The 21,694-nt window shown below is 67.8% G+C and carries 23 protein-coding genes and 1 pseudogene; 7 read left to right on the top strand and 17 right to left on the bottom strand.

The window, feature by feature from the left end; all coding sequences use genetic code 11:
* Positions 1–21: 21 nt before the first annotated feature.
* From HVO_RS06355 to HVO_RS06345, 3 genes are read right to left on the bottom strand one after another with little or no spacing between them, the layout of a single operon-like run.
* Positions 22–378 carry a fluoride efflux transporter FluC gene (locus tag HVO_RS06355; RefSeq protein ID WP_004044578.1) on the bottom strand — a complete coding sequence of 119 codons (357 nt, stop codon included), beginning with the start codon at positions 376–378 and terminating at the stop codon, positions 22–24.
* Complete coding sequence (locus tag HVO_RS06350; protein ID WP_004044579.1) at positions 375–710, bottom strand: CrcB family protein; 336 nt, start codon at positions 708–710, stop codon at positions 375–377. Before HVO_RS06350 ends, HVO_RS06355 begins: the two co-directional genes overlap by 4 nt.
* A 20-nt stretch (positions 711–730) precedes the next feature.
* Complete coding sequence (locus tag HVO_RS06345) at positions 731–1,780, bottom strand: ATP-binding protein (protein WP_004044580.1); 1,050 nt, start codon at positions 1,778–1,780, stop codon at positions 731–733.
* A gap of 75 nt (positions 1,781–1,855) precedes the next feature.
* Between HVO_RS06345 and HVO_RS06340 the strand changes: the two genes are divergently transcribed.
* The gene (locus HVO_RS06340; protein ID WP_004044581.1) at positions 1,856–2,299 is read left to right on the top strand and encodes a DUF7382 domain-containing protein; all 444 of its coding nucleotides are present in this window, start codon (positions 1,856–1,858) and stop codon (positions 2,297–2,299) included.
* Positions 2,300–2,323: 24 nt separating this feature from the next.
* Here HVO_RS06340 and HVO_RS06335 read toward each other — a convergent pair whose 3' ends face one another.
* Positions 2,324–3,592 (bottom strand): tRNA(Ile)(2)-agmatinylcytidine synthase, encoded by a 1,269-nt coding sequence (locus HVO_RS06335; RefSeq protein ID WP_004044582.1) that lies wholly within the window; start codon positions 3,590–3,592, stop codon positions 2,324–2,326.
* 142 nt (positions 3,593–3,734) lie between these two features.
* On the opposite strand from HVO_RS06335, the gene HVO_RS06330 reads away from it, so the two are divergent.
* Positions 3,735–4,709: a transcriptional regulator gene (locus HVO_RS06330; protein WP_004044583.1), complete on the top strand. Its 975-nt coding sequence runs from the start codon at positions 3,735–3,737 to the stop codon at positions 4,707–4,709.
* A gap of 58 nt (positions 4,710–4,767) precedes the next feature.
* On the opposite strand, the gene HVO_RS06325 is transcribed toward HVO_RS06330, so the two are convergent.
* From HVO_RS06325 to HVO_RS06300, 6 genes and pseudogenes are all read right to left on the bottom strand, one after another.
* On the bottom strand, positions 4,768–5,022 hold the full coding sequence (locus tag HVO_RS06325) for a glutathione S-transferase N-terminal domain-containing protein (RefSeq protein WP_004044584.1): 255 nt from the start codon (positions 5,020–5,022) through the stop codon (positions 4,768–4,770).
* A 102-nt stretch (positions 5,023–5,124) separates the two neighbouring features.
* A pseudogene (locus HVO_RS06320) lies at positions 5,125–6,512 on the bottom strand (aryl-sulfate sulfotransferase).
* Between the two features lie 91 nt (positions 6,513–6,603).
* On the bottom strand, positions 6,604–8,016 hold the full coding sequence (locus HVO_RS06315) for an NCS2 family permease (protein ID WP_004044586.1): 1,413 nt from the start codon (positions 8,014–8,016) through the stop codon (positions 6,604–6,606).
* Between the two features lie 186 nt (positions 8,017–8,202).
* Positions 8,203–8,916: a phosphoribosyltransferase family protein gene (locus HVO_RS06310; protein WP_004044587.1), complete on the bottom strand. Its 714-nt coding sequence runs from the start codon at positions 8,914–8,916 to the stop codon at positions 8,203–8,205.
* A 74-nt stretch (positions 8,917–8,990) separates the two neighbouring features.
* Positions 8,991–9,521 (bottom strand): orotate phosphoribosyltransferase, encoded by a 531-nt coding sequence (gene pyrE, locus HVO_RS06305; protein WP_004044590.1) that lies wholly within the window; start codon positions 9,519–9,521, stop codon positions 8,991–8,993.
* A gap of 66 nt (positions 9,522–9,587) precedes the next feature.
* The gene (locus HVO_RS06300; protein ID WP_004044591.1) at positions 9,588–10,130 is read right to left on the bottom strand and encodes a CDP-2,3-bis-(O-geranylgeranyl)-sn-glycerol synthase; all 543 of its coding nucleotides are present in this window, start codon (positions 10,128–10,130) and stop codon (positions 9,588–9,590) included.
* Between the two features lie 126 nt (positions 10,131–10,256).
* On the opposite strand from HVO_RS06300, the gene HVO_RS06295 reads away from it, so the two are divergent.
* Together HVO_RS06295 and HVO_RS06290 are read left to right on the top strand one after the other, a co-directional pair.
* On the top strand, positions 10,257–11,096 hold the full coding sequence (locus tag HVO_RS06295) for a proline dehydrogenase family protein (RefSeq protein WP_004044592.1): 840 nt from the start codon (positions 10,257–10,259) through the stop codon (positions 11,094–11,096).
* Positions 11,097–11,175: 79 nt separating this feature from the next.
* Positions 11,176–11,820, top strand: a complete 645-nt coding sequence (locus HVO_RS06290) for a DUF502 domain-containing protein (RefSeq protein WP_004044593.1) — start codon at positions 11,176–11,178, stop codon at positions 11,818–11,820.
* Positions 11,821–11,898: 78 nt separating this feature from the next.
* On the opposite strand, the gene HVO_RS06285 is transcribed toward HVO_RS06290, so the two are convergent.
* A complete protein-coding gene (locus HVO_RS06285; protein ID WP_004044594.1) occupies positions 11,899–12,837 on the bottom strand; it encodes a branched-chain amino acid transaminase in 939 nt (312 codons plus the stop codon).
* A gap of 89 nt (positions 12,838–12,926) precedes the next feature.
* Between HVO_RS06285 and HVO_RS06280 the strand changes: the two genes are divergently transcribed.
* Complete coding sequence (locus HVO_RS06280; RefSeq protein ID WP_004044595.1) at positions 12,927–13,817, top strand: NAD-dependent epimerase/dehydratase family protein; 891 nt, start codon at positions 12,927–12,929, stop codon at positions 13,815–13,817.
* A gap of 30 nt (positions 13,818–13,847) precedes the next feature.
* On the opposite strand, the gene ribB is transcribed toward HVO_RS06280, so the two are convergent.
* The 3 genes from ribB to HVO_RS21385 form a co-directional block, all read right to left on the bottom strand.
* On the bottom strand, positions 13,848–14,537 hold the full coding sequence (gene ribB / locus HVO_RS06275) for a 3,4-dihydroxy-2-butanone-4-phosphate synthase (RefSeq protein ID WP_004044596.1): 690 nt from the start codon (positions 14,535–14,537) through the stop codon (positions 13,848–13,850).
* Complete coding sequence (locus HVO_RS06270; protein WP_004044597.1) at positions 14,534–15,274, bottom strand: DUF120 domain-containing protein; 741 nt, start codon at positions 15,272–15,274, stop codon at positions 14,534–14,536. The genes ribB and HVO_RS06270 overlap by 4 nt, the downstream gene beginning before the upstream one ends.
* 432 nt (positions 15,275–15,706) lie before the next feature.
* Positions 15,707–15,859 carry a DUF7563 family protein gene (locus HVO_RS21385; RefSeq protein WP_008577007.1) on the bottom strand — a complete coding sequence of 51 codons (153 nt, stop codon included), beginning with the start codon at positions 15,857–15,859 and terminating at the stop codon, positions 15,707–15,709.
* 212 nt (positions 15,860–16,071) lie between these two features.
* Between HVO_RS21385 and argS the strand changes: the two genes are divergently transcribed.
* Entirely contained in the window at positions 16,072–17,835 is a 1,764-nt protein-coding gene (gene argS / locus HVO_RS06265; protein ID WP_004044599.1) for an arginine--tRNA ligase, read from the top strand.
* A 45-nt stretch (positions 17,836–17,880) separates the two neighbouring features.
* Here argS and HVO_RS20825 read toward each other — a convergent pair whose 3' ends face one another.
* Positions 17,881–18,018, bottom strand: coding sequence for a hypothetical protein (locus HVO_RS20825; protein ID WP_004044600.1), 138 nt, complete (start codon positions 18,016–18,018; stop codon positions 17,881–17,883).
* Between the two features lie 39 nt (positions 18,019–18,057).
* On the bottom strand, positions 18,058–19,782 hold the full coding sequence (gene minD / locus HVO_RS06260; RefSeq protein WP_004044601.1) for a cell division ATPase MinD: 1,725 nt from the start codon (positions 19,780–19,782) through the stop codon (positions 18,058–18,060).
* Positions 19,783–19,938: 156 nt separating this feature from the next.
* Between minD and prf1 the strand changes: the two genes are divergently transcribed.
* Positions 19,939–21,183 carry a peptide chain release factor aRF-1 gene (gene prf1 / locus HVO_RS06255; RefSeq protein WP_004044602.1) on the top strand — a complete coding sequence of 415 codons (1,245 nt, stop codon included), beginning with the start codon at positions 19,939–19,941 and terminating at the stop codon, positions 21,181–21,183.
* Positions 21,184–21,240: 57 nt separating this feature from the next.
* Here the strand turns inward: prf1 and HVO_RS06250 are convergent, their stop codons facing one another.
* The gene (locus tag HVO_RS06250) at positions 21,241–21,624 is read right to left on the bottom strand and encodes a DUF6276 family protein (RefSeq protein ID WP_004044603.1); all 384 of its coding nucleotides are present in this window, start codon (positions 21,622–21,624) and stop codon (positions 21,241–21,243) included.
* Positions 21,625–21,694: the final 70 nt, after the last annotated feature.

The following is a 21,694-nucleotide window of genomic DNA, read 5'->3' as shown; positions in this document are numbered from 1 at the left end:
ACCTACCGCCGCGCTCCGCAGTCAGCCAACCAACCCGCCCATCGCCCCACCAATCGCCACGCCGACCAACGCCGCCACCAACGTCCCGAAGGCGTACCGAGCGGCCGTGTCGTAATCGCCCGCCTCTGCGAGTTCCGCGACGCCGACCGCAAACGACGAAAAGGTCGTGAAGGCCCCGCAGAAGCCGGTTCCGGCGAGCGTCGCGGCCGCGTCGCCGACGGACGCAGTGACGATGAATCCCAGCGCGACGCTCCCGAGGACGTTGACGGTGACGGTGCTCCACTTGCCGACGACTCGCTGGTCGACGGTGTGCCGGGCGACTGCGCCACCCATCCCGCCGACGCCGACGAGGACGGCCGAGAGCAGCGAGGGAGTCACCGCCGCCCCCCGAACGTGAGGCCGAGCGCGGCGGCGGCGAAGCCGAGCGCGTAGTTCGCGCCGACGTTGAGCGCGCCGCCCACCGGCGACAGCGACGCGGTCTGGACGGCGAACGTGCTGTACGTCGTGAACGACGAGAGCAGCCCGGTTCCGAAGAACAACTGCGCCCGGTGGGAGGAGACCGACGTGATGAACGTCCCGAGGGCGAAGCTCCCGAGGACGTTCACCGCGAGCGTGCCGCCCGCGCCGGGAATCGCGACGGAGACGGCGTAGCGAAGCGTCGCGCCGGCGAACCCGCCGAGGGCGACCAACGCCAGTTCCGAGCGGTCCATACGGCAGTACTCCGGGGAGGCTACTCTATGGTTTCGGAACTGCCAGGCTCGGAAACCGCCCGCGGCGTCGCGCCGCCGTCGGGCGTCTCACGGGGGCGAACCCGAACGTCGTGGACGGTCTCCGTGGTGTCGTCGACGACGAGCGCACAGCCGCGTTCCCGCGGGAGCCGAGCGCGGAGCGACTCGTCGAAGTACGTCGGGTCGGCGGCGGCCATCGCCGACACGTCGGGGCCGGCGGTGAGTCGGTGGACGACCCGGAGGTCGGCCTGCGAGACCGCGACCTCGGGGAGCGCCGAGGGGCGCTGGGTCGCGAGGACGACGCCGACGCCGGGGGCTCGCCCGCGCGTGAGAAGGGTTCGAAGCGCGGGGTCTGCGAGCCCGCCGGCGAACGCGTGGGCCTCGTCGAGAAGCAGCCACGGGATTCGGGGGACCGAGCCCGCGACGCGGGCGTCGTAGAGGCCGCGGGCGACGACGCGAACCACGGCGCTCGCGGGGGTCGCCTCCAGTCCCGAGAGGTCGAGCACGTCGGGTGAGGAGCCGCAGAGCGACCGCGGGTCGAGTCCCTCGGGGTGAAACACGTCCCACGAGTCGGCCAACGCGAGGTGGTTCGCCGCGGCTCTGCGCGTCTCGGGGGCGGCGTCGTCGTCGTCGACCGCCCCGCGCATCGCCACCAACGAGTCTTCCTCGGCCGCGAGTCGCCAGACGAGCGACCCCGCGGGCGCGGTCGGGTCGAGACCGAGCAGCTCCGGCCACGCGCTCGGCGGGAGCGCGTCGGCGCGGACGCGCGGCGAGTCGTGAACCGTCGCGTCTATCGGCGACTCGGTGAGGCCACAGAAGACGCCCATCGGGTCGATGACGACCGGCGCGACGCCCGCAGCGCGTGCCAGTCCTTCGGCCATGACGCCGAGCGTGTGGGACTTCCCGCTGCCGCGCTTGCCGACGACGACGGCCGCGTGCGGACGGTTCACGTCGAGGCCGACGGTCGCGCCGTCGCTCCCGTCGCGGGCGCGGTAGCATCCGAGTCGACAGGCCGGGCCTTCCTCGTCCGACTTGCGGCCGATAGTGTGCATGGCACGGACTGGCCGCGCGATGCGACTTGAACCCCCGGACGAGGATTTATATACGAACCCGCGGCCAGACGGTCCATGCTCGATATGTTCCGGTCAGACACGCGCGCTATCGAAGGACTGCCAGTTCGTCTCGTCGTCGCTCTCGTCGTCGGCGTCGCCAGCATGAGCGTCATGCTCAACATGCTCTCCGGGGTGCAGGGGCTCGCCACCTCGGAACTCGACGTGAAGCCGACGCCGGACGTGGTCGGCCCCGGCGAACAGGCGCTGGACTTCACCGTCGTCGACCACGAGGGGAACCCCGTGGAGGGTGCGACAGTCATCGTGAAATCGGGGACCGCCGAAATCGACGGCGTGGCGACGGCGAAAAGCGATGACGGCGGGTCTGCGACTGTCAACGTCGACGCCGAACTCGGCGCGAACCGCGAGGACGGAACGCTCGTCGTGGACGTGAAACCGCCCGCCGGGGAGTCGTTCGTCGACCGCCGCGAGAACACGAACGTGCTGGTGGTTCAGGACTGAGCGCCGAACACGCGAGCCGCGACCTCAGCGCTCCGGGTGCGTCGCCGCGTCGAAGCCGCCGCGAACGAGCGGCTTAGCGATGTGTCGGCGGGCGCACGGCGGCACCTCGTACCAGCCGGGTTCGAGGTCGCGGTCGACCGCCCGCTCGACTTTGCCGGGTGCGTCGGTCCCGCAGTCGCGGCACCGGTAGCCCTGATTCCGTCCCGCGCTTTTCATCGTCCGCCCGCAGTCGGGACAGACGGGCGTCGCGGGCTCCGTCCGCACGAGGTCGCGGACCGCGAACTTCTCCAGTTTGAGCGTGCCGTCTCCGACCTCGCCGCAGGCGGTGATCGCGTCGCCGACGCGGAGCGCCCGCACCCGGTTTCGGAAGCGTTTCGTCGGTTCGAAGGCGGCGACAGCGACCACCGCGTCGCCGGCTTCGAGGTCGAAAAAGACGTGGCCACCCCGTCGAGTCTCCGGGTCGGAGGCGACGGTGCCGGCGACGCGGTAGGCGCGGCCGTCGCGGAGGTCCGAGACGACGCCGTCCCGGAGGTGCGCGTCGGTCCCCTGATTCGTGCGAAACGTCGCCGAGCGGTCGACGGGTTCGGAGTCGATGGCGGCGGCGACCTCGCGGACGGTGTCGGCGTCGTCGCCGCGGATGCCGTGGAGAATCGGTCCCGGCGCGTTCGGCACGCAGACGCCTTCGCCCTCCTCGCGGTCCACGGTGTCCCACGCGTCGGGATACGCCGCGTCGGCGGCGTCGAAGACGGAGTCGACGTCGACCTCGCGGGGCGTCCCGCAGCGGTGAAACTCGCGGTAAGAGATGTGTTCGTAGGTCCACTCGTCGAAGGCGGCCCACGCGCCGACGGCCGCGAGCGCGCCGATACGGCCCCGGCCGCCGTGCCACCCCTCGGTCAAGAAGCCGGAACGCTCCGCGAGGGCGACCGCGTCGTCGAGGTCGTGGAAGTCGCGGACGGCGTCGCGGGCGAAGTCGGCGACGGCGGTCGAAACCGTGTCGGGAGACCCCGGCGCGACGACGACACCCGGGCTGGTCCGGTCGTCGTCGAGGACGGCCCAGCGGTCGAGTTCCTCGCGGGCGAGGTCGAACGCCGCGCCCGCGGGGAGGTCGGTGTGAATCGCCAGCGCCGCGTTCCCGCGGGTCTTGTGCTCGACCGCCGGGTTCAGCCGGACGAGGAGTCGCCGCTCGACGGTCCCGCCGCGCGCCTCGACGGCCTCGGCGACGAGCGTCGCCAGATAGGTCGTACACATCCCGAGGGTGCGGGAGTCGGTGTCGTCGAGGCCGATGACGGTCATACGCGGAGATTGCCGGACGGCGCAGTAACGCCTTTCGGGTCGATTATGGCTATATAAATGCGGCATCGAGAAGGGAGATACCACGGCGAGGGCGGCGGTATCGGGGAAAACGCTTTATGGGCCGAATCGCTTATTGCCCCCTATGTCCCGGTCAGCGCTGGTTGGTAATGTCGCCGCGATGCTCCAAGACGCGGGCTTCGTCGTGAGCGACCGCATCGCCATCCGGCCGAAGAGCTTCGACCTCGCCGCTCGGAGGGGCGAGGACCTGTTGCTCCTCAAGATACTTGGGAACATCGACGCGTTCGACGGCGTCACCGGCTCGGAGATGCGACGCCTCGGCTCGTATCTCGACGCCACGCCGTTGGTCGTCGGGCTTCGAACCCGAGACGAGGACCTCAAACCCGGCGTCGTCTACTTCCGCCACGGCGTGCCGGTGTTGAACCCCGACACCGCCATGGACCTGTTCGTCGAGGAGGTTCCCCCGCTCATCTACGCCGCCCCCGGCGGACTGTACGTGAGCCTCGACGGCGACGTGCTCGCCGAAGAGCGGCAGGAGCGCGGATGGAGCCTCGGGCAGCTCGCGACCGAACTCGGCGTCTCGCGGCGCACCGTCTCGAAGTACGAAAACGGCATGAACGCGAGCATCGAAGTGGCGATTCACCTCGAAGAGCTGTTCGACCGCCCCTTCTCGAACCCGGTCGACGTGCTCACGGGCGCGGAAGACGTGCGCGACGCCGAGCCGACGCCCGACGACCCCGACGTGGACCCCGACGACGAACACGTCCTGTCGGTGCTGACGCGCGCCGGCTTCACCGTCCATCCGACCGCCCGCGCGCCGTTCAAGGCCGTCAGCGAAGACGCCGGGCGGAAAAAGGAGACGAACGTCCTCACCGGACACTCGCCGTTCACTCGAAGTGCCGAGAAGCGCGCCCAAATCATGTCGTCGCTCGGCGAAATCACGCGGACGCGCTCCGTCTACTTCGTCGAGGAACAGCAGAAGCGCGAGTCGGTCGACGGCACCGGCATCGTCAGCTGTGAGGAACTCGCCGCCATCGACGACCCCGACGAGATTCGCGACCTGATTCGCGAGCGGACCCGCGACCCCGCCGAGAGCTAATCGTCGCGGGGTGCGCGGCGAGCTGTACTGCCGGCGGAAAAATCAGTGACGGTCGCGCTTACGCCGCCGAGCCGTAGGTCTCTTCGAGGTAGTCGACGATATCGTCGCTCTCGGGCATCCCCTCGACGCCGTGTTCCTCGTCGACGAGGACGGGGACGCCGGTCTGGCCGCTTACCTCTTCGACTTCCTCGCGCTCGGCGTGAGCGCTGGGGACCATCCGCGACTCGTATTCGAGGTCGAGGTCGGAGAGTTTGTCCTTCACCTTCGCGCAGTACGGACAGCCTTGCAGTTCGTAGAGGATGAGGTCGGACATCAGCCTGGGGTATGGAGCCGCGGCTAATGAGTGCCATGGTCTTCTGCAATCGAACCACACGACCCCGAAAGGCGCGCCGCGGGGTCGGCCGCGGGGTCAGCGTTATCTCCCGAACAGCCCGCGGACCGCGTCGAGTAGTCGCTGACGCATCAGATACAGTTCGCCGGCGGTCGCGGTGATCCCGACGCCGACCGCGCACGCCGCCCAAAACAGGTCCCACGGCGTCATCCACACCGGGCGGAGCCACGGCAGGACGTGCGACAGTCGCGTCGAAAGCCCGCTCATCGGCTCTTCGAGCGGCGTCCCGGCGAACGTCGACTGAACCCGCGAGACGAAGCCGACGCTCCCGTCTCCGCCCGCGGTGATGTTCGCGCTCCCGGTGATGGGGTACGAACCGCTGGCGTTCAGGTCCCGAATCGTCGGCCCCGAGGACTCGTCGCCGTGGGCGACGCGCTCGGCGTCGTACGGCCCCCACGTCGCGTAGTACTCCCAGACGACCTCGCCGGTCGGCGTGACCTCTATCACTCGGTGGTTGAGCGTGTCGACGATGAGCGTGTTGCCGTTGGGGAGGCGGTCGGCGTCGCGCGGCCAGTTGAGCGTGTTCTTTCCGACGGACCACGTCCGGACCCACTCGCCGTCTTCTTTCGCGTACTCGACGACGCGGTTGTTCCCGCTGTCGGCGACGAGCATGGTCGGGGTGCCGTTCTCGCTGACCAGCCAGTCGGGATTGTGCTGTTCGTTGAGCACGTCGTAGTCGTCGTCGGTGCCGAGGCGCTCGACGATGTCTTTCGACTCCATGTCGACGACGATTGCCTGGTCGAAGTTTCGCGGCGACAACAGGAGCCGACCGTCGCCGATGTAGTCCACGTCGTTGACGTGGCTCCAGTCGGCGTTGTAGCCGCCGTCGGTGTCGGCTGGGAAGTGGTTCTTGAAGTACCACTCCCACGTTATTTCGTCGGTCGTCCGGTTGTACACCACGATTCGGTCCTCGCTGACGCCGGCGGAGTCGTTCCACTCGCGCATGTTGGCGATGAGGAGTTCGTCCTCGCCGAAGGCGTCAACGTCGTGGGTGTCCTCCATGTCGAAGCGCTGTTCCCAGACGCGTTCGCGGGTGTCCGGGTCGAGTTCGAAGACGACGGTGTCGGTCCCGCGCGGCGACGAGACGAGCAGGTTCCCGTTCGGGAGCGGGTCGACGTCGAAGAACCACGCGTTCCCGTTGACCGAGTCGTCGTACGTCCACTGGAGGCTCCCGCGCTCACCGACCGAGACGACCCGAGCGGGTTTCTTCGGGTTCGTGTTGCCCTGGAAAGTGTAGCCTTGGACGCTCACAATCGTCGACCCGTTGGCGGGGCTGGTGACGGTTCCCGGTTGGAGGCTCGTCTGCTGCCCGGGGTCGTACTCACGGCAGAGACGGCCGAAGGAGCGAGAAGGCCGATAATGAGGAGGAACACGGCTCCGCGGAGGGCGAGCCGTTCGTTGGGAATATTCATACGGAGTGGGTTAGCACCGGGGTTGTTCAATACTTTATGAATCCGATTAGGTCGTGAGAAAATCAGCGCGACGAGAGAGTCGTCGGCGCGGTCAGACCTGCGCCTGGAGCATCCCCGAGGTGCGGACGACGAAGTAGAGGACGAACGCGACCGCGAGCGCCCACTGGCCGGCGCTGACATCGTCGTACTCGCCGGCGGCGACCTTCACGAGCGGGTACGAGACGATGCCCGCCGCGATGCCGTACGCGATGGAGTACGTGAAGGGCATGACGAGGATGGTCATGCCGGCGGGGATGGTGAACGTCAGGTCGTCCCACTCGATGTCGACGACGTTGCGGAGCATGACGACGCCGATGACGACGAGCGCGATGTGGGAGGCGTACTGCGGGATAGCCGTCGCGAGCGGGACGATGGCGAGCGAGCCGAGGAACAGGAGGGCGACGACGAGCGCGGTGAGGCCCGTTCGGCCGCCCTCTTCGACGCCGGTGGCGGATTCGATGTAGGTCGTGACCGTCGAGGTGCCGAGCATCGCGCCCGCGGTGGTGCCGACCGCGTCGGCCATGAGGGGCTTGTCGATGTCGGGGAGGTCACCGTCGTCGTTGAGGAAGCCCCCGGCCTGCCCGACGCCGACGAGCGTGCCGGCGGTGTCGAAGAAGTCGACGAAGAAGAACGTGATGACGATGAGGGCGAAGCTGAACGCTTCGACGTTGCCGAAGCCGGAGATGAACGCGCCGGCCAGCGGCGTGATGTCGTAAGTGGCCGCCGAGGAGTTGGCGACGAGGCCGGCCTCGGCCGAGACGACGCCCGAGGCGGTGAGGCCCCAGCCGAGAAGCGACGTGCCGACGATGCCGATGATGATAGAACCGGGGACGTTCGCCGCGTAGAGGGCGAACGTGAAGAACAGGCCGACGATGGAGACGATGGCGATGGGGTTCGACGCGAGGTTCCCCATCGTGACGAGCGTCGAGTTGTCGTTGACGACGATGCCCATCGCCTGCAACCCGATAATCGCTAAGAACAGCCCGATACCGGTGCCGACGGCCATCTTGACCGGTTCGGGGAACACCTTGATGATGGCTTCCCGCGCGCCGACGGCGGTGAGCGCGATGAAGATGAGCCCCTCGATGAAGACGGCCGCGAGCGCCGTCTGCCACGGGACGCCCAGCGCCCCGACGACGGTGAACGCGAAGAAGGCGTTCAGGCCGAGGCCCGGCGCTTGCGCGAAGGGTCGGTTGGCGTAGAACGCCATGACCGTGGTCGCGATGGCGGCCGCGAGGATGGTGACGACAGCGAGCATGGACTGGACCTCGCCCGGCGTGTACCCGGCGATGGCGATGCCGTCGACGCCCTCGATGTACGGTTGGTCTGTGAGAAGCGACGGGTTGACCACGACGATGTACGACATCGTGAGGAACGTCGTGATGCCCGCGAGAATCTCGGTCCTGACCGTGGACCCGTGTTTATGCACGTCGAAGTAGTTTGCGAGGGTTTCAGAGAGCCCCATGATGCACGACTAAGCATACCCCGGATTCCACACATAAGCATTACCATCCTCCCGGGCAGAATTATCCACGAACGTGAGTTAAGCAGCCCATTCAGCGTGAGAGAACGGCACATAAGTGCCTATTTCTACGTCACCTGTGATTGAACTGAGCAGTTCAGAACAGTTTTTCGGCGGGTCCCTGAGCCGTCAGTCGAAACTGCTCAGCGCGCCGACGGGCGCGTCGGTGAGTTCGCGGGCGCGGTTCGTCCCCTCGTCGCCGACGGCGATGAGCGCGAAGACGCCGGCGATGTCCGCGTCGGCCTGCAGCGCGATGTCCAAGAGGAGTTCCTGGGTCTCGCCCGAGCGGATGAGGTCGTCGACGACGAGGACGCGCTCGCCGTCGTCGATGGCGCTGGCGGGGAGGTAGTAGGTGAGTTCGATGCCGGACGCGAGGCGCTGACGGGATTCGATGAAGTCCTCGACGGCGGTCTCTTTCGACTTCTTCGCGTACGCGAGGCGCGCGCCGAAGTAGCTCGCCATCGCCGCGCCGAGGGTGATGCCGTCGGTCGCCGCGGTCAGAATCACGTCGGGGCGTTCGAGGTCCAGCGCGTTCGCCGCGACGGGCGCGACGAGGTCGAGGAACGACTGGTCGAAGACGACGCCGGAGTTGTCGACGTAGCCCTCGTCGTCGAATCTGACGCGGGCTTCGAGTTCGTCTGCGAGCGCGTCGCGGCCGACGCCCTCGACGACCTCGCGGGCGCGTTCGACCCCGGGCAGGACGTGCCCGTTGACGTAGCGGTTGAGGTCGCCGGCCGGCAGTCCCGTGAGCTCGGCCAGCTCGTCGTACGTCCGGGTCTCTTTGAGCATCCGGAGCACGGAGACAGCCTGCAACTGGAGTGCGGCCTTCTCTGCTCTGTTCATGCCTCCGGCTTCGTACTTGCACAAAAATGAATACTTCGATTACCGATTCCGAGTGAATTAGTCACAAGCGTGTATTAGCCGTCGGCGTCGGCCAGCAGGTCCTCGGCGGTGAGAAGCGACTCCAGTGCGATGTCGTGGTCGGCCAGCAGCTCCGCCGCGCCCTCCTGTCGGTCCACGACGACGACGACGCGGTCGACGACTGCGCCGGCCTCGCGGAGCGCCTCCACGGCGTCGACGGCGCTCTGGCCGGTCGTCGCGATGTCTTCGAGGACGACGACTTCCTCGCCCTCGTCGAGCGCGCCCTCGATGCGCTTTGCCGTCCCGTACTCCTTTGCCTTCTTGCGGGCGATGACGTACGGCTTGTTCGTCTCGACCGCGGTGGCGGCCACGAGCGGGACCGCGCCGAGCGCGACGCCGGCCAGTTTGTCGTCGTCCGCGACGCGCTCTGCGAACGCTTCGGCGATGAGCTTCAGACACCGGGGGTCGGTCTCGAAGAGGTACTTGTCCACGTAGTAGCTCGACGTGCCGCCGTGGGAGAGCTCGAACTCGCCGAACTGGACCGCGTCGGCGGCTCGGAGCGCCTCGATGAGTGCTGCGTTCGCCATCTTGTTTCGAGAGGGTTCAGGGAGGCGCTTAAGCGGGACGGTTCGGGTGAGCGGTAACCGCGTGGATTACCACGGCTCGTTTTTTAGTCCCAGCAAGTACGCGCCGACGTTGGTGACGACGTGGAGCACGGGCGTCATCACGAGCACGACCGCGAGCACGGGCAGGGAGAACGTCGCCGCGAACCAGCCGGGCGCGGCGACGAACGCGAGGGCGAGCGCGCCGACGACGAAGTCGAGTTGGTCGAGGCCGGGGAAGGCGGCCCCGCGCTCGCGACCCGAGCGACGCTTGATGAACGACGCGCCGATGTCACCGAGCATCGCGCCGAGCGCGAGTCCGAACCCGGCGGCGAGCGGGAACGTCGGGAGCGAGACGCCGAGCGCGCCCGAGGCCGCGGGCGCGGCGGCGTTGAGGACGACGGCGAGGAGCGTCCCGGCCAGCGTCCCGGCGGCGGTGCCGCGCCACGTCTTGCCGTCCCCGAGGACGCGCCGACCGCCCCACGTTCGGCCGCCGTCGATGGGGCGGCCGCCGCCCGCGAGGACGGCGGCGTTGTTCGGCACGTACGCGGGCAGCATCGCCCAGAAGGCGGTGGCGACGAGAGAGACGACCATACCGACCCGTCGGCGGCGAGGACTGTAAGTTCCGACGGTTCGTCGCCGGGGGAGGCGACGGTGTCGTTCGATTTCGCGTCCGAATCGATGATAACCCTCAATAGCTGACGGTCGCAATCGTTTATTATGATTCCGCCCATCGCGAGCAGGTTCGTCGCGGGAGAGTCCGCGGCGGGAGCGCTCGACCACGCCCGACGGATGAACGACGACGGCGTGGCGGTCATCCTCAACCTCCTCGGGGAGCACTACGCCGAGCGCGCCCCCGCGGACGAGGACGCGGCGGCCTACGTCGACCTCGTCGAGGACATCGCCTCGACCGGCATCGACGCCTGCGTGTCGGTCAAGCCCTCGCAAATCGGCCTCGACGCGGGCGACCACGTGTTCGAGGAGAACTACCGGCGCATCGCCGAGGCGGCCGACGAACACGGCGTCTTCCTGTGGTGCGACATGGAGGACCACGAGACGACCGACGTGACCCTCGACGCCTTCGAGGAGCTCGCCCGCGAGTTCGACGGCGGGATGGGACTGTGCGTGCAGGCGAACCTCAAGCGCACGCCCGACGACCTCGAACGCCTCGCCGACGTGCCGGGGAAGATCCGCCTCGTCAAGGGCGCGTACGACGAACCGGCCGCGGTCGCCCACAAGCAGAAATCGGCGGTGAACGAGGCGTACAAGGAACTCCTCGCGTACCTGTTTCGGGAGTACGACGGCGGTATCGCCGTCGGGAGCCACGACCCCGAGATGATAGCCTACGCGCACGACCTCGGCGCGGAGTACGACCGCGACTACGAGGTACAGATGCTCATGGGCGTGCGCGAGGACGCCCAGCGCGACCTCGCCGCCGACGGCGTCGAGGTGTGGCAGTACGCGCCCTACGGCGACAAGTGGGTCTCGTACTTCTACCGCCGGGTCCGCGAGCGCAAGGAAAACGCCCTGTTCGCACTCCGGGCGGTCGTCGGCGTCTGAGAGAGCGATGGGGTGCGGGTACGCCCCCGTCCCGCACTAGAAATCCCCTTATGCCCGCGGGTTCACGTACCCGATATCAATGTCCTCGTGGAGACGCGACTTCGCCAGCGGCCTCGTGGTCCTCGTTCCGCTCATCGTCATCCTGTACATCCTCGCCTTCTTTTATAACGGAATCACGTCGATTCCGTACGTTGCGACAGTTCTTTCCACCGACGGGACGGTGACGCCGCTTTCGGAGGCGCTCGGATTTATCATCTCCATCATCATCTTCCTGCTGTTAGTCCTCTCGGTCGGCTACCTGATGCGGACGACGGCCGGCCGCCTGCTCGAATCCGGCCTCGACGCCGCCATGAACAAGGTCCCGCTCGTCCGAATCGTCTACAACGCTTCTAAGCTCGCGGTCGAAACCGCGCTCACTGGTACCGAAGACCTCCAGAAGCCGGTCCGTCTCGAAACGTGGCCGGGCATCCGCATGACCGCGTTCAAGACCGGGAAGACGACCAAAGACGGCAAGGTGATCGTCTTCATGCCGACCGCGCCGAACATCACCACCGGGTTCGTGATGGAAGTCGACCCCGAAGACATCGAAGAGACCGGCGAGAAGGTCGAAGAGGCCCTCACGCGCGTCCTCTCGGCCGGGTTCGCAGAACAGGACCACGTGGACGAGTTCAACATCGAAGTGACCGAAGAGTCCGGCGACGGGCGAGTCCCCAGCAACGAGTAAGGATTCGGCGGCGGCGGTCGTCGCTATCGGGCCGTGGCGGTACAGTGACGTGAAAAGGGAGCTCGTTTTCGCGGGCGTCTACTGCTCGTCGACGTAGGTGAACCACTCTTCGTGGTCGTCGGTGCGGCGCTCCACGAGGTCGAAGAAGGCGGACTGCAGCTCCTCCGTGACCGGGCCGCGAGTGCCCTCGCCGATGACGACGTTGTCGACCTTGCGGATGGGAGTCACTTCGGCGGCGCTGCCGGTGAAGAACAGCTCGTCGGCCGTGTTGAGTTCGCCGCGGCTGATGGTCGCGCTGTCGTCGACCTCGTAGCCGCGCTCGCGGGCGAGCGTGATGACGGTGTCGCGGGTGATGCCGTCGAGGATGCTCTGGGAGAGGCCGGGCGTGTAGATTTTCCCGTCGCGGACCATGAAGATGTTCTCGCCGGGACCCTCTGCGACGTTGCCCTCCTTGTTCAGGACGATGGCTTCGACGTAGCCGTTGCGGCGGGCTTCCTCGCCCGCGAGCATGGAGTTCACGTAGAGCCCGGTCGTCTTCGCGTTCGTCGGAATCTGGCTGGAGGCGTGCTTGCGCCACGACGAGACCATCACGTCGACGCCGTTTTCGAGCGCGTCCTCGCCGAGGTAGGTCCCCCACGGCCACGCCGCGATGGCGACCTCAGTCGGGTTGTCCTTGGGGCTGACGCCGAGCGAGTCGTAGCCGTAGAAGGCGATGGGGCGGATGTATCCGCCGTCGAGGTCGTTGCGGCGGATGACCTCCAGCGTCGCCTCGGTGAGTTCCTCGCGCGTGTACGGAATCTCCATGTCGTAGGGCTTCGCGGACTGATAGAGCCGTTCGAGGTGTTCCTCCCAGCGGAAGATGGCCGGGCCGCGGTCGGTGTCGTAGGCGCGAACGCCCTCGAAGACGCCCGTCCCGTAGTGGAGACCGTGGGTGAGGACGTGCACCGTCGCGTCCTCCCAGTCCTTGTACTCTCCACTCTGCCAGATCGTCGAGACATCCATCTCGTCAAATCCCATGTAGTGGCCTTCGGCGGCCCCCTCTAAAATCATGACGACCCGACTACCACGCCCCCGGCGGTTTTGTCCGCGGGCCGCCATGACGGGGTATGAGCCTCGAATCCGTCGCCGTCACGGGCGGGACCGGGAACCTCGGGCCGACCGTCGTCGCCCACCTCCGCGCGAGCGGCTACACCGTCACGAACCTCTCGCGACACAGCGAGTCGTCGCTCGCGGACCACGACTACCGGGTGAGCGCGCTCGACCCGGGCGACCTCACCGCGGCGCTCAGCGACGTCGACGCCGACGCAGTCGTCCATCTCGGAACCATCTCGACGCCGACGAACGACCCCGGCCACCGCGTCTTCGAGAGCAACGTCCAGTCGACCTACGTCGTCCTCGAAGTCGCCGCCGCGCTCGGCATCGACCGCGTGGTCGTCGCCTCCAGCATGAGCGCCATCGGCGGAAGCTTCGAACCCGACCCCGCTCGAATCGACTTCCTCCCGGTGGACGAGAGCCACCGCGCGACGCCCTCGAACCCCTACGGCCTCGGGAAGTACGTCGCAGAACAGACCGCCGCGGGGTTCGTCCGCCGCGCCGACGCACCCGAGACGGTCGCCAGCCTCCGATTTCCGTGGATGCCGAGCGAGGAGGAGGGGAGACAAACGTTCGCCGAGGCCGACCGCTCGCTGTCGGGACTTCGGGACGCCGGGCACTTCCACACCGCGCGCAACACGCTGTTTTCGTACCTCGGCAGAGAGGACGCCGCGCGACTCGTCCGCCGGGCGCTCGAAGCAGACTTCGCGGGCCACGAGGTGTTCTGGGCCGCGGCCGCCGACACCTCGACGACCGTCGAATCTGCGACGCTCGCCAGCGAGGTCTACCCCGACGCGGAGACCCGAGAGTCGCTTTCGGGCCACGAAGCGCTCGTCTCGACCGAGAAGGCGAAGCGACTGCTCGGGTGGGAGCCGACGTGGTCGTGGCGCGACGGGCGCGCGTGAGAAGGTGAATCCGGGCGACCCCTCGGTCGCTCAGACGAGTTCGTCGATGAGGCCGTCGCCGTCGACGAAGGCGAAGCCGTGTCGGTCGGCGTAGTCGCGGGCGGCGTCTTTCGGGAGCGCCGCGCCGGTCTCGTCGTCGAGCATCTCGCAGACGACGACCGCGGGCGAGATACCCGCCTCGTCGGCCAAGGCGAGGCCGAGTTCGGTGTGGCCCTGGCGGTCCGAAAGCAGGTTCGGCGCGCCGCGGAGCAGGTGGACGTGGCCGGGCGCGCGGAACTCGCCGCCGAAGTCGTCGGCGTCGTACTCGCCGGCGCGGGCGGCCTCGGCGACGGGCGCGAGCCGAGAGATGGTCATCGCGCGGTCGCGGTCGGTGATGCCTGTAAACGAGTCGCGGTGGTTCACCGTGAAGGAAAACGACGACCGCGAGTCGTACGCGAGGTCGTGAGACGACGCGGCCGGATGGTCGAGCACGTCGTCCATGAACGGGAGACCGAGGGACTCCGACACGTCGTTCGGAAGGGCGACGCAGACGAGACCGCCGGCGTCGTTGCGCATCCGGGCCACGTCGGCGGAACCGACCGCGCCCGCGGGGTAGACGAGGTCGGTCTCGCCCTCGCGGTCGTCGAAGTCGTGGACGAGCACCGGCTCGCCGGCGCGGAAGGCGTCGAGGACGCGCGAGACGGCGTCGAAGTCGCCGGTCGACTCGGCGGTTCGGCTCATTCGTACTCCGCCTCCTCGACGCGGACCGTGACCGCGTCGCCGTCGTCGAGGTCGAGTTCGTCGCGGAGCTTGTCGGGCGCGATTATCTCCAGTTGCGACTCGTCGTGGTGGGTCCGCTCGGGGACGATGATGTGGACCGGCTCGTAGGAGTCGCCGCCGACCGTGACGGAGGCGGCGTAGCACGTCGCCGGGCCGAAGGTGCGCTCGTCGTCCTCCCAGCCGTCGATGGGAACCGCGTCGAGGGCGGTCATCCCGGCGCGGGCGCGGACCGCGTCGTCGTCGAGGCGGACGTTCAGCGTGCCGGGGAACGGCTCGTAGCCGAGTCGGTCTTTGAACTGCTTCATGTAGCCCGAAAGCGAGATGTAGTGGCGACCCTCGCCCATTCCGCCGGTGACTTGGCCCTCGAGGACGACCACGGAGGGCGTCTCGAAGATGCGTCGGTAGTCGGCGTACTCCTGTCTGAGCGCGGACTCGCCCGCGTCGGTGATGGTTATCCACTGGCCGTCGGAGACGACCTCGCGGTCGATGAAGTCGGCCTCTTCGAGGCGTTGAAGCCGGCGAGAGGCCGTCTGGTTCGACACGTCGAGTCGATTCGCGACGCCGGAACAGGAGAGCTTGACCGGGCCGGAGCGCCCGCCGTCGAGCGCGACGAGCTTGAGCGTGGCCAACTCGTCGTACCCGACCGCCGCGGCGACTGCCGATTCTGACATACTCCCGGCTTCGAACGCGCGCCCCATAAGCGTATCGTAAGTGGAATGCGTTCCAAAAATGAGAAAGTTGGCGGGCGGGGTGGAACCGCCGTAGATACGCGACAGTTCCAATCGGGAACGGGTAAGTCCGTCGGTCAGTCTACCGCGGTGAGAAGGAATGGGTCCGGGGAAGCGCGGCCGCACCGCGTGATTCGACGAGTGGGCGTCAGCCGTTGGAATCGGTGGAGCGCGGCTCACGGCCGGGGTAGCGGTCCGCGGCCGGGGGCGATGGACCGGGACCGAATCGGGGCACGTCGGGCCGAGTTGGGGCGACGTCGAACGGGTCCGGGGCGCGTGGAACGGTGGGGTACGACACGGGGCGCTGTGGGGAAGCGAGGGAGTGATACCGCGGGTGCGGTTCCGCGCGTCCGAATCCGTGAATTCGTCCGAATCCGTCGGGTCGACGACCGAACGGCGTCCTCAGAGCGACGACGCCCGCCGCTCGGAGCTGACCTGTGAGATACCCGCGTTCGCCGAGCAACTGGGACACGCGTAGACGTTGCCGTCCTCGTCACCGAAGACGCGGACGAAGTTGTTCGACACGAACGCATCGCAGTGGTTGCATTGACTCATGGGTGGGTGGTGAGAGCGGCGGGTCGCCGCCCCGTGGTTTGAACGTCGTCCCCGGGCGATATACCACTACTACCTTACTAGTAAGGTATCCACGCGGGTGGCGCTAAGACCACCCCGAAAACCGAGGGGAACGAACGTCCCCGGTCGGCGCGGGGCGCGGTCGCCCGGACGGTTCGGAAAGGCCTTTAGCCGCCTATCGAGAATCCGCGTACATGTTCAGACAGTTCCGTGAGGAGGTCGAGACGGCGCTCTCTGCGGCGCTTTCGTCGCTCGACCTGCCCACCGACGACCTCGGGGTCGAGGAGCCGCCGGAGGACGTACCCGCGACGCTCGCCTCCAGCGTCGCCTTCCGACTCGCCGGGGTCGTCGGCGCGCCGCCGCCGAAAATCGCCGCCGACATCGCCGAGGAACTCTCCGTCGAGGGCTACGACTACCTCGCCGCGGTCGACACGCAGGGGCCGTACGTCAACTTCCACGTCTCCGACGCCTACTACGACGACACTCTCGACGCCGCCGCGAGCGACGAGGCGTACGGTCGCCTGCCCGCGACCGGCGACAGCGTCGTCGTCGAGCACACGAGCGCGAACCCGACCGGACCGGTCCACGTCGGCCGCACCCGCAACCCGGTCATCGGCGACGCCGTCGCCAACCTGCTCGACTTCGCCGGCAACGACGTCGACCGCCACTACTACGTGAACGACGCCGGCCGCCAGATGGCCGTCTTCACGTGGGCCTACGAGACGTTCGACGAGGACGACCTCGAAAGCGAACCCGCCCGCGAGCGCGTCGAGTACGACCTCGTCCGCTACTACCGCAAGGGCAACGCCTTCCTCGAAGAGGCCGACCCCGAGGAGGTCGAACGGGCCGAAGCCGAAATCACCGAAATCCTCCAGGGCATCGAGGAGGGCGACGAGGAGACGTACGCCCGCGTCGAGACCGTGGTCGACCAGGTGCTCGGCGGCATGCGCGAGTGCCTCGAACGCCTCCCCGCGGAGTTCGACGAGTTCGTCAAGGAGACGCGGTTCATGTTCGACGGGAGCACCCGCGACCTCGCGGAGCGCCTCAAGGAGACCGACCACGCCGTCTACGAGGAGGACGCGTGGCAGCTCGAACTCGACGACTACGGCTTCGAGAAGAACCTCGTGTTCCTCCGGTCGGACGACACCTCGCTGTACACGACGCGCGACCTCGCCCACCACGAGTGGAAGTTCGACAACTACGACCGCGCCGTGACCGTCCTCGGCGAGGACCACAAGCTCCAGTCCGGCCAGCTCCGCGCCGCGCTCGACATCCTCGGCAACGACGTGGACAAACTGGAGAACGTCATCTACTCGTGGGTCAACCTCCCCGGCGGCGAGACGATGTCCACCCGCAAGGGGACGGGCGTCATGCTCGACGACCTCCTCGACGAGGCTATCGACCGCGCCCGCGACGAGGTCGAGACCCGCCTCGAAGGCCGCACCCGCGACGACGACCTCGACGAGGCCGACATCGACCGCATCGCCCGGCAGGTCGGCATCGGCGCGGTCCGCTACGACATCGTCTCCAAACAGCCCACGAAGACCATCACCTTCGAGTGGGACCAGGCGCTCAACTTCGAGGCCCAGTCCGCGCCGTACATCCAGTACGTCCACGCGCGCTGTTGCGGCATCGCAGACGAGGCGGCCACCGCCGGTCTCGACGCGAGCGAGGCCGACCCCGCCGTGCTGACGACCGACGCCGAGCGCGACCTGCTGGCGACCATCGCGCGGTTCCCCGCGGTCGTCGAAACCGCGGCCGACGACCTCGAACCCCACACCGTGGCGACGTTCGCCCGCGAACTCGCAGAGGTGTTCAACACCTTCTACCGCGAGTGTCCCGTGCTCGACGCCGACGAGGAGGTCGGCGCGGCCCGACTCGCGCTCGTGGAGGCCTCGCGGAACGCGGTGGCGAACGCGCTCGCTATCGTGGGCGTGGAAGCGCCCGAGTCGATGTGACCGCGGGCGAATCGGGTGTCTCGGTGACGGCGTTTTTCGAGCGGTTCAGAAGAAAAGCGGGAGCGCGACGGCCCCGGAGATGAGCGACCCGCCGACCGAGAAGACGACGGCGGCTCCGCTGCCGAGCGCGAGAACGAGAAACAGGACTATCCACCAGAAGGGAACGGACTCGGATTCTGCCATAGAGGGCATTCCGCAGACGCGAGTAAAAGACCTTCCCGTTTAGCCGAGGAAGCGACTGAGGAACCCCTTTTTCTTCTCATCGCGCTCGTCGTCGTCGAACGACTCGACCTCCTCGACGAGCGAGGTGGTGTAGACGCCCTCCTCGTCGTCTTCGGGTGAGTCGTCGGCGTCCGGGTCGGCCTCAGTGGCGTCCGATTCGGCCTCGGCCGCATCCGGTTCGGCCTCCGCGACGAGTGGTTCGTCCGCGCCGGGCGCGTCCGCCCCCTCGACCGACGCCGAGGACGCCGAGCGCGACTCGTCTGCGGCCGTGTCTTCCGCGAGCGGGTCCGCGTCCGCCGAGTCGGTGTCGGCGTCGACGTCCGACACGACTTCGTCGTCGGCCACGGCGACCGTCTCCTCGTCAGCAGCCGGCGTCCCGCGGGTGACCGCGTCGAGGTCAGCCGCCAGCGGGTCGGTGTCGGTCTCCTCGTCGCCGACCGGGTCGGAGTCCGCGAGTACCGGGTCGTCGGACGCGTCGGCGGCCAACGGGTCGGCCGGCGCGTCGTCGCCGGGGTCGACCGCGGAGTCCACGGCGGGGTCTGCGGCGGACTCGGACGCGTCCGCGCCATCGGTAGGGTCGGGTTCCGCGGGGTCGTCCGGCTCCTCGGCGGTGCTGGCGGAAAACGGAATCAACGCCGCGAGGTCGTCGTCGGTGTCCGAATCGACTGCTGGCTCCGGTTCGGTCTCGGCGTTCGGTTCCGCCTCCGGTTCGGTCTCGACAGTCGATTCTCCCTCGGGTTCGGCTTCGACGTTCGGTTCGGCCTCCGATTCGAGTTCGGGGTCCGCCGTGGCCCGGTCTTCGTCCGCGACTGCGGCGGCGTCGGGGTCGGCCACGGAGTCCGAACCCGAATCGAGGTCCGGGGTCGCCGCCGGACCGGCTCCGTCGTCGACCCCGTCACCGCTGTCCTCGACGAAGTCCGAGTCGGGGGCAGGTTCGGGGTTGGGCTCCGGGTCGGCGGCGTCCGCCGGTTCGGGAGTCGCGTCCGCTTCGTCCGTCTCGTCGTCCAGACCCGGAACCGGGACCGGCGTTCCGGTGAGCGCCTCGGCGAGCGCGCGATACCCCGCGGTCGCGATGCTGTCGGGCGAGTGGACGACGACCGGGTCCCGCGTGCTGAGCGCTTCGCGGATGGCCGGGGACTCGGGGACGACGGCGATGACGCCGGTATCGAGGAGCGAAGCGACCACGTCGGCGTTCGGCTTCGACTGGTCGACGCGCGTGAGGACGACGCCGACCACGTCGGCACCGATGCGGTCTGCGAGCTGTCGGGTCTTTTCCGTGTCACCGAGCGCCTCGCGCTCCGTCGTGGAGACCAGGATGACCTCGTCGGCGAGCTTCAGCGGGACGAACGTGTCGTCGCTCAGCCCCGCACCGGTGTCGATGATGACGATGTCGTAGCTCGCTTCGAGCGTCGAGATGACCGGTTCGAGCTCCTTGGCGTTCGCCGTCGCGAACGCTTCGAGCGCGTTCGAGCCGGGGAGCACCGAGAGTCCCGCCGGTCCGTCGTAGACGGCGGTCTCGACCGCCGCCTCGCCCGTCAACACGTCGTGGAGCGTCGCCCCGTCGGGGTCGACGCCGAGCGCGCCGGCGAGGTTCGGCATCCCGAGGTCACCGTCGACGACGACGACGTCGTGACCGGCCATCGCGAGCGTCGTCCCGAGGTTGGCCGTGCTCGTCGTCTTTCCAACCCCGCCTTTCGCGCTGGCAACTGCGTACACCCGGGCCATAATTCCAACGTCGAAGTCCACCCGTGACAGCAACATAAATGTTCTCCGACCGCGCTCGTCTCCGCACGTCGGTTCGGACGGCCGCTCGTGCGTCGAGATACCGCGGCACGTGCCCAGTCAAAGGTTACTTAGCCGCTGGAGGGACTAGGTGGAGTGATGAGTAGCGACGCCGAGGAGGCGAGCGAGGACCGCCGAAAGTACGAATTCAAGAAGGTCATCGAGGACCTACGAGAGTACGAAGGGTCGGGAACGCAGCTCGTCACCATCTACATCCCCGAAGACAAGCAGATTTCCGACGTGGTCGAACACGTCATCACGGAGCACAGCGAAGCGTCTAACATCAAATCGAAGCAGACGCGAACGAACGTCCAAGACGCCCTGACGAGCATCAAGGACCGACTCCGGTACTACGGGAACTTCCCGCCGGACAACGGCATCGTGATGTTCTCCGGCGCGGTCGACGCCGGCGGCGGCCAGACGACGATGGTCACCAAGGTACTCGAAAGCCCGCCGGAGCCGATTCAGTCGTTCCGGTACCACTGCGACTCGAACTTCCTCACCGGGCCGCTCGAAGACATGCTCATGGACAAGGGCCTGTTCGGCCTCATCGTCCTCGACCGCCGCGAGGCCAACGTCGGCTGGCTCAAGGGCAAGCGCGTCGAGCCGGTCAAGAGCGCCTCGTCGCTCGTCCCCGGCAAGCAGCGAAAGGGAGGTCAGTCCGCCCAGCGTTTCGCCCGCCTCCGCCTCGAAGCCATCGACAACTTCTACCAGGAGGTCGCCGGCATGGCCAACGACCTGTTCGTCCCCAAGCGCCACGACATGGACGGCATCCTCGTGGGCGGCCCTTCGCCGACGAAAGACGAGTTCCTCGACGGCGACTACCTCCACCACGAACTGCAAGACCTCGTCGTCGGGAAGTTCGACGTGGCCTACACCGACGAGTCCGGCCTCTACGACCTCGTCGACGCCGGGCAGGACGCGCTGGCCGACCAAGAGGTCATCAAGGACAAAAAGCAGATGGAGGAGTTCTTCGAGAAGCTCCACCGCGGCAACGAGTCCACCTACGGGTTCGAGGCGACCCGCAAGAACCTCGTGATGGGGTCAGTCGACCGCCTCCTCATCTCCGAGGACCTCCGAAAGGACATCGCCGTCTACGACTGTGGCGGCCAAGAGGAGTACGAGCTCGTCGACCACCGTCACGACACGCCCACCCACGAGTGCGACGACGGCTCGGAGGCCGAACTGAAAGACCGCGAGGACGTCATCGAGTGGCTCATGGACCTCGCAGACCAGCGCGGCACCGAGACGAAGTTTATCAGCACCGACTTCGAGAAAGGCGAACAGCTCTACGACGCGTTCGGTGGCATCGCCGGCATCCTCCGGTACTCCACCGGCGTCTAAGCGACCTCCTCCTCGGCGTCTTCACGCCACGCGTTCGACGGCACGGAGCGACGGCACTCAGAGAAACGCGTCCAACTGGCGCTGCCGGCGAGCGACGTCGAAGTGGGGGGCCGTCGCCGTCTGCTGGAGCCGGTCGAGCGTGAGGTGCACGTCGGTCCCGGACCGCTCGGCGAACTCGACGCAGTCGACGATACCGGCGCGGTTGAGCGCGAGCGAGTCGAGCATACCGACGAGGAGCGCGACCGCCGCGCCCGCGTCGCCGTCGGGAAGCGCGCCCGCGAGCGGCCGCGACGCACCGTCGCTCGGCGGTGCCTCGGTCGAGTGCAGTCGGAGACAGTCGGCGCACAACCCGACGGTCAGCGCCGCCTCGGGCGCGTGGGATTCGAGCGGTTCCGGCACCGCGAAGACGGCGAGGTCGCCGTCGCAGTCGGGACAAGACATGAGACGCTCTACGCGCCGATAGGATGAAAAACGGTCGGAGACCCGACCGAGAGAGGAGTCGAGAGAAGAC

Origin of the sequence: Haloferax volcanii DS2, assembly GCF_000025685.1 — an archaeon.
Lineage (GTDB): Archaea > Halobacteriota > Halobacteria > Halobacteriales > Haloferacaceae > Haloferax > Haloferax volcanii.
The sequence above is the reverse complement of the archived record's forward strand: the minus strand, read 5'-3'. Positions and strand labels throughout refer to the sequence as shown.

Excerpts from the sequence above, each read along its gene's own strand:
- HVO_RS06350 (WP_004044579.1), bottom strand. The coding sequence starts at position 710 with ATGGACCGCTCGGAACTGGCGTTGGTCGCCCTCGGCGGGTTCGCCGGC.
- HVO_RS06345 (WP_004044580.1), bottom strand. The coding sequence starts at position 1,780 with ATGCACACTATCGGCCGCAAGTCGGACGAGGAAGGCCCGGCCTGTCGA.
- HVO_RS06340 (WP_004044581.1), top strand. The coding sequence starts at position 1,856 with ATGCTCGATATGTTCCGGTCAGACACGCGCGCTATCGAAGGACTGCCA.
- HVO_RS06335 (WP_004044582.1), bottom strand. The coding sequence starts at position 3,592 with ATGACCGTCATCGGCCTCGACGACACCGACTCCCGCACCCTCGGGATG.
- HVO_RS06330 (WP_004044583.1), top strand. The coding sequence starts at position 3,735 with ATGTCCCGGTCAGCGCTGGTTGGTAATGTCGCCGCGATGCTCCAAGAC.
- HVO_RS06325 (WP_004044584.1), bottom strand. The coding sequence starts at position 5,022 with ATGTCCGACCTCATCCTCTACGAACTGCAAGGCTGTCCGTACTGCGCG.
- HVO_RS06315 (WP_004044586.1), bottom strand. The coding sequence starts at position 8,016 with ATGGGGCTCTCTGAAACCCTCGCAAACTACTTCGACGTGCATAAACAC.
- HVO_RS06310 (WP_004044587.1), bottom strand. The coding sequence starts at position 8,916 with ATGAACAGAGCAGAGAAGGCCGCACTCCAGTTGCAGGCTGTCTCCGTG.
- pyrE (WP_004044590.1), bottom strand. The coding sequence starts at position 9,521 with ATGGCGAACGCAGCACTCATCGAGGCGCTCCGAGCCGCCGACGCGGTC.
- HVO_RS06300 (WP_004044591.1), bottom strand. The coding sequence starts at position 10,130 with ATGGTCGTCTCTCTCGTCGCCACCGCCTTCTGGGCGATGCTGCCCGCG.
- HVO_RS06295 (WP_004044592.1), top strand. The coding sequence starts at position 10,257 with ATGATTCCGCCCATCGCGAGCAGGTTCGTCGCGGGAGAGTCCGCGGCG.
- HVO_RS06290 (WP_004044593.1), top strand. The coding sequence starts at position 11,176 with ATGTCCTCGTGGAGACGCGACTTCGCCAGCGGCCTCGTGGTCCTCGTT.
- HVO_RS06285 (WP_004044594.1), bottom strand. The coding sequence starts at position 12,837 with ATGGGATTTGACGAGATGGATGTCTCGACGATCTGGCAGAGTGGAGAG.
- HVO_RS06280 (WP_004044595.1), top strand. The coding sequence starts at position 12,927 with ATGAGCCTCGAATCCGTCGCCGTCACGGGCGGGACCGGGAACCTCGGG.
- ribB (WP_004044596.1), bottom strand. The coding sequence starts at position 14,537 with ATGAGCCGAACCGCCGAGTCGACCGGCGACTTCGACGCCGTCTCGCGC.
- HVO_RS06270 (WP_004044597.1), bottom strand. The coding sequence starts at position 15,274 with ATGGGGCGCGCGTTCGAAGCCGGGAGTATGTCAGAATCGGCAGTCGCC.
- HVO_RS21385 (WP_008577007.1), bottom strand. The coding sequence starts at position 15,859 with ATGAGTCAATGCAACCACTGCGATGCGTTCGTGTCGAACAACTTCGTC.
- argS (WP_004044599.1), top strand. The coding sequence starts at position 16,072 with ATGTTCAGACAGTTCCGTGAGGAGGTCGAGACGGCGCTCTCTGCGGCG.
- HVO_RS20825 (WP_004044600.1), bottom strand. The coding sequence starts at position 18,018 with ATGGCAGAATCCGAGTCCGTTCCCTTCTGGTGGATAGTCCTGTTTCTC.
- minD (WP_004044601.1), bottom strand. The coding sequence starts at position 19,782 with ATGGCCCGGGTGTACGCAGTTGCCAGCGCGAAAGGCGGGGTTGGAAAG.
- prf1 (WP_004044602.1), top strand. The coding sequence starts at position 19,939 with ATGAGTAGCGACGCCGAGGAGGCGAGCGAGGACCGCCGAAAGTACGAA.
- HVO_RS06250 (WP_004044603.1), bottom strand. The coding sequence starts at position 21,624 with ATGTCTTGTCCCGACTGCGACGGCGACCTCGCCGTCTTCGCGGTGCCG.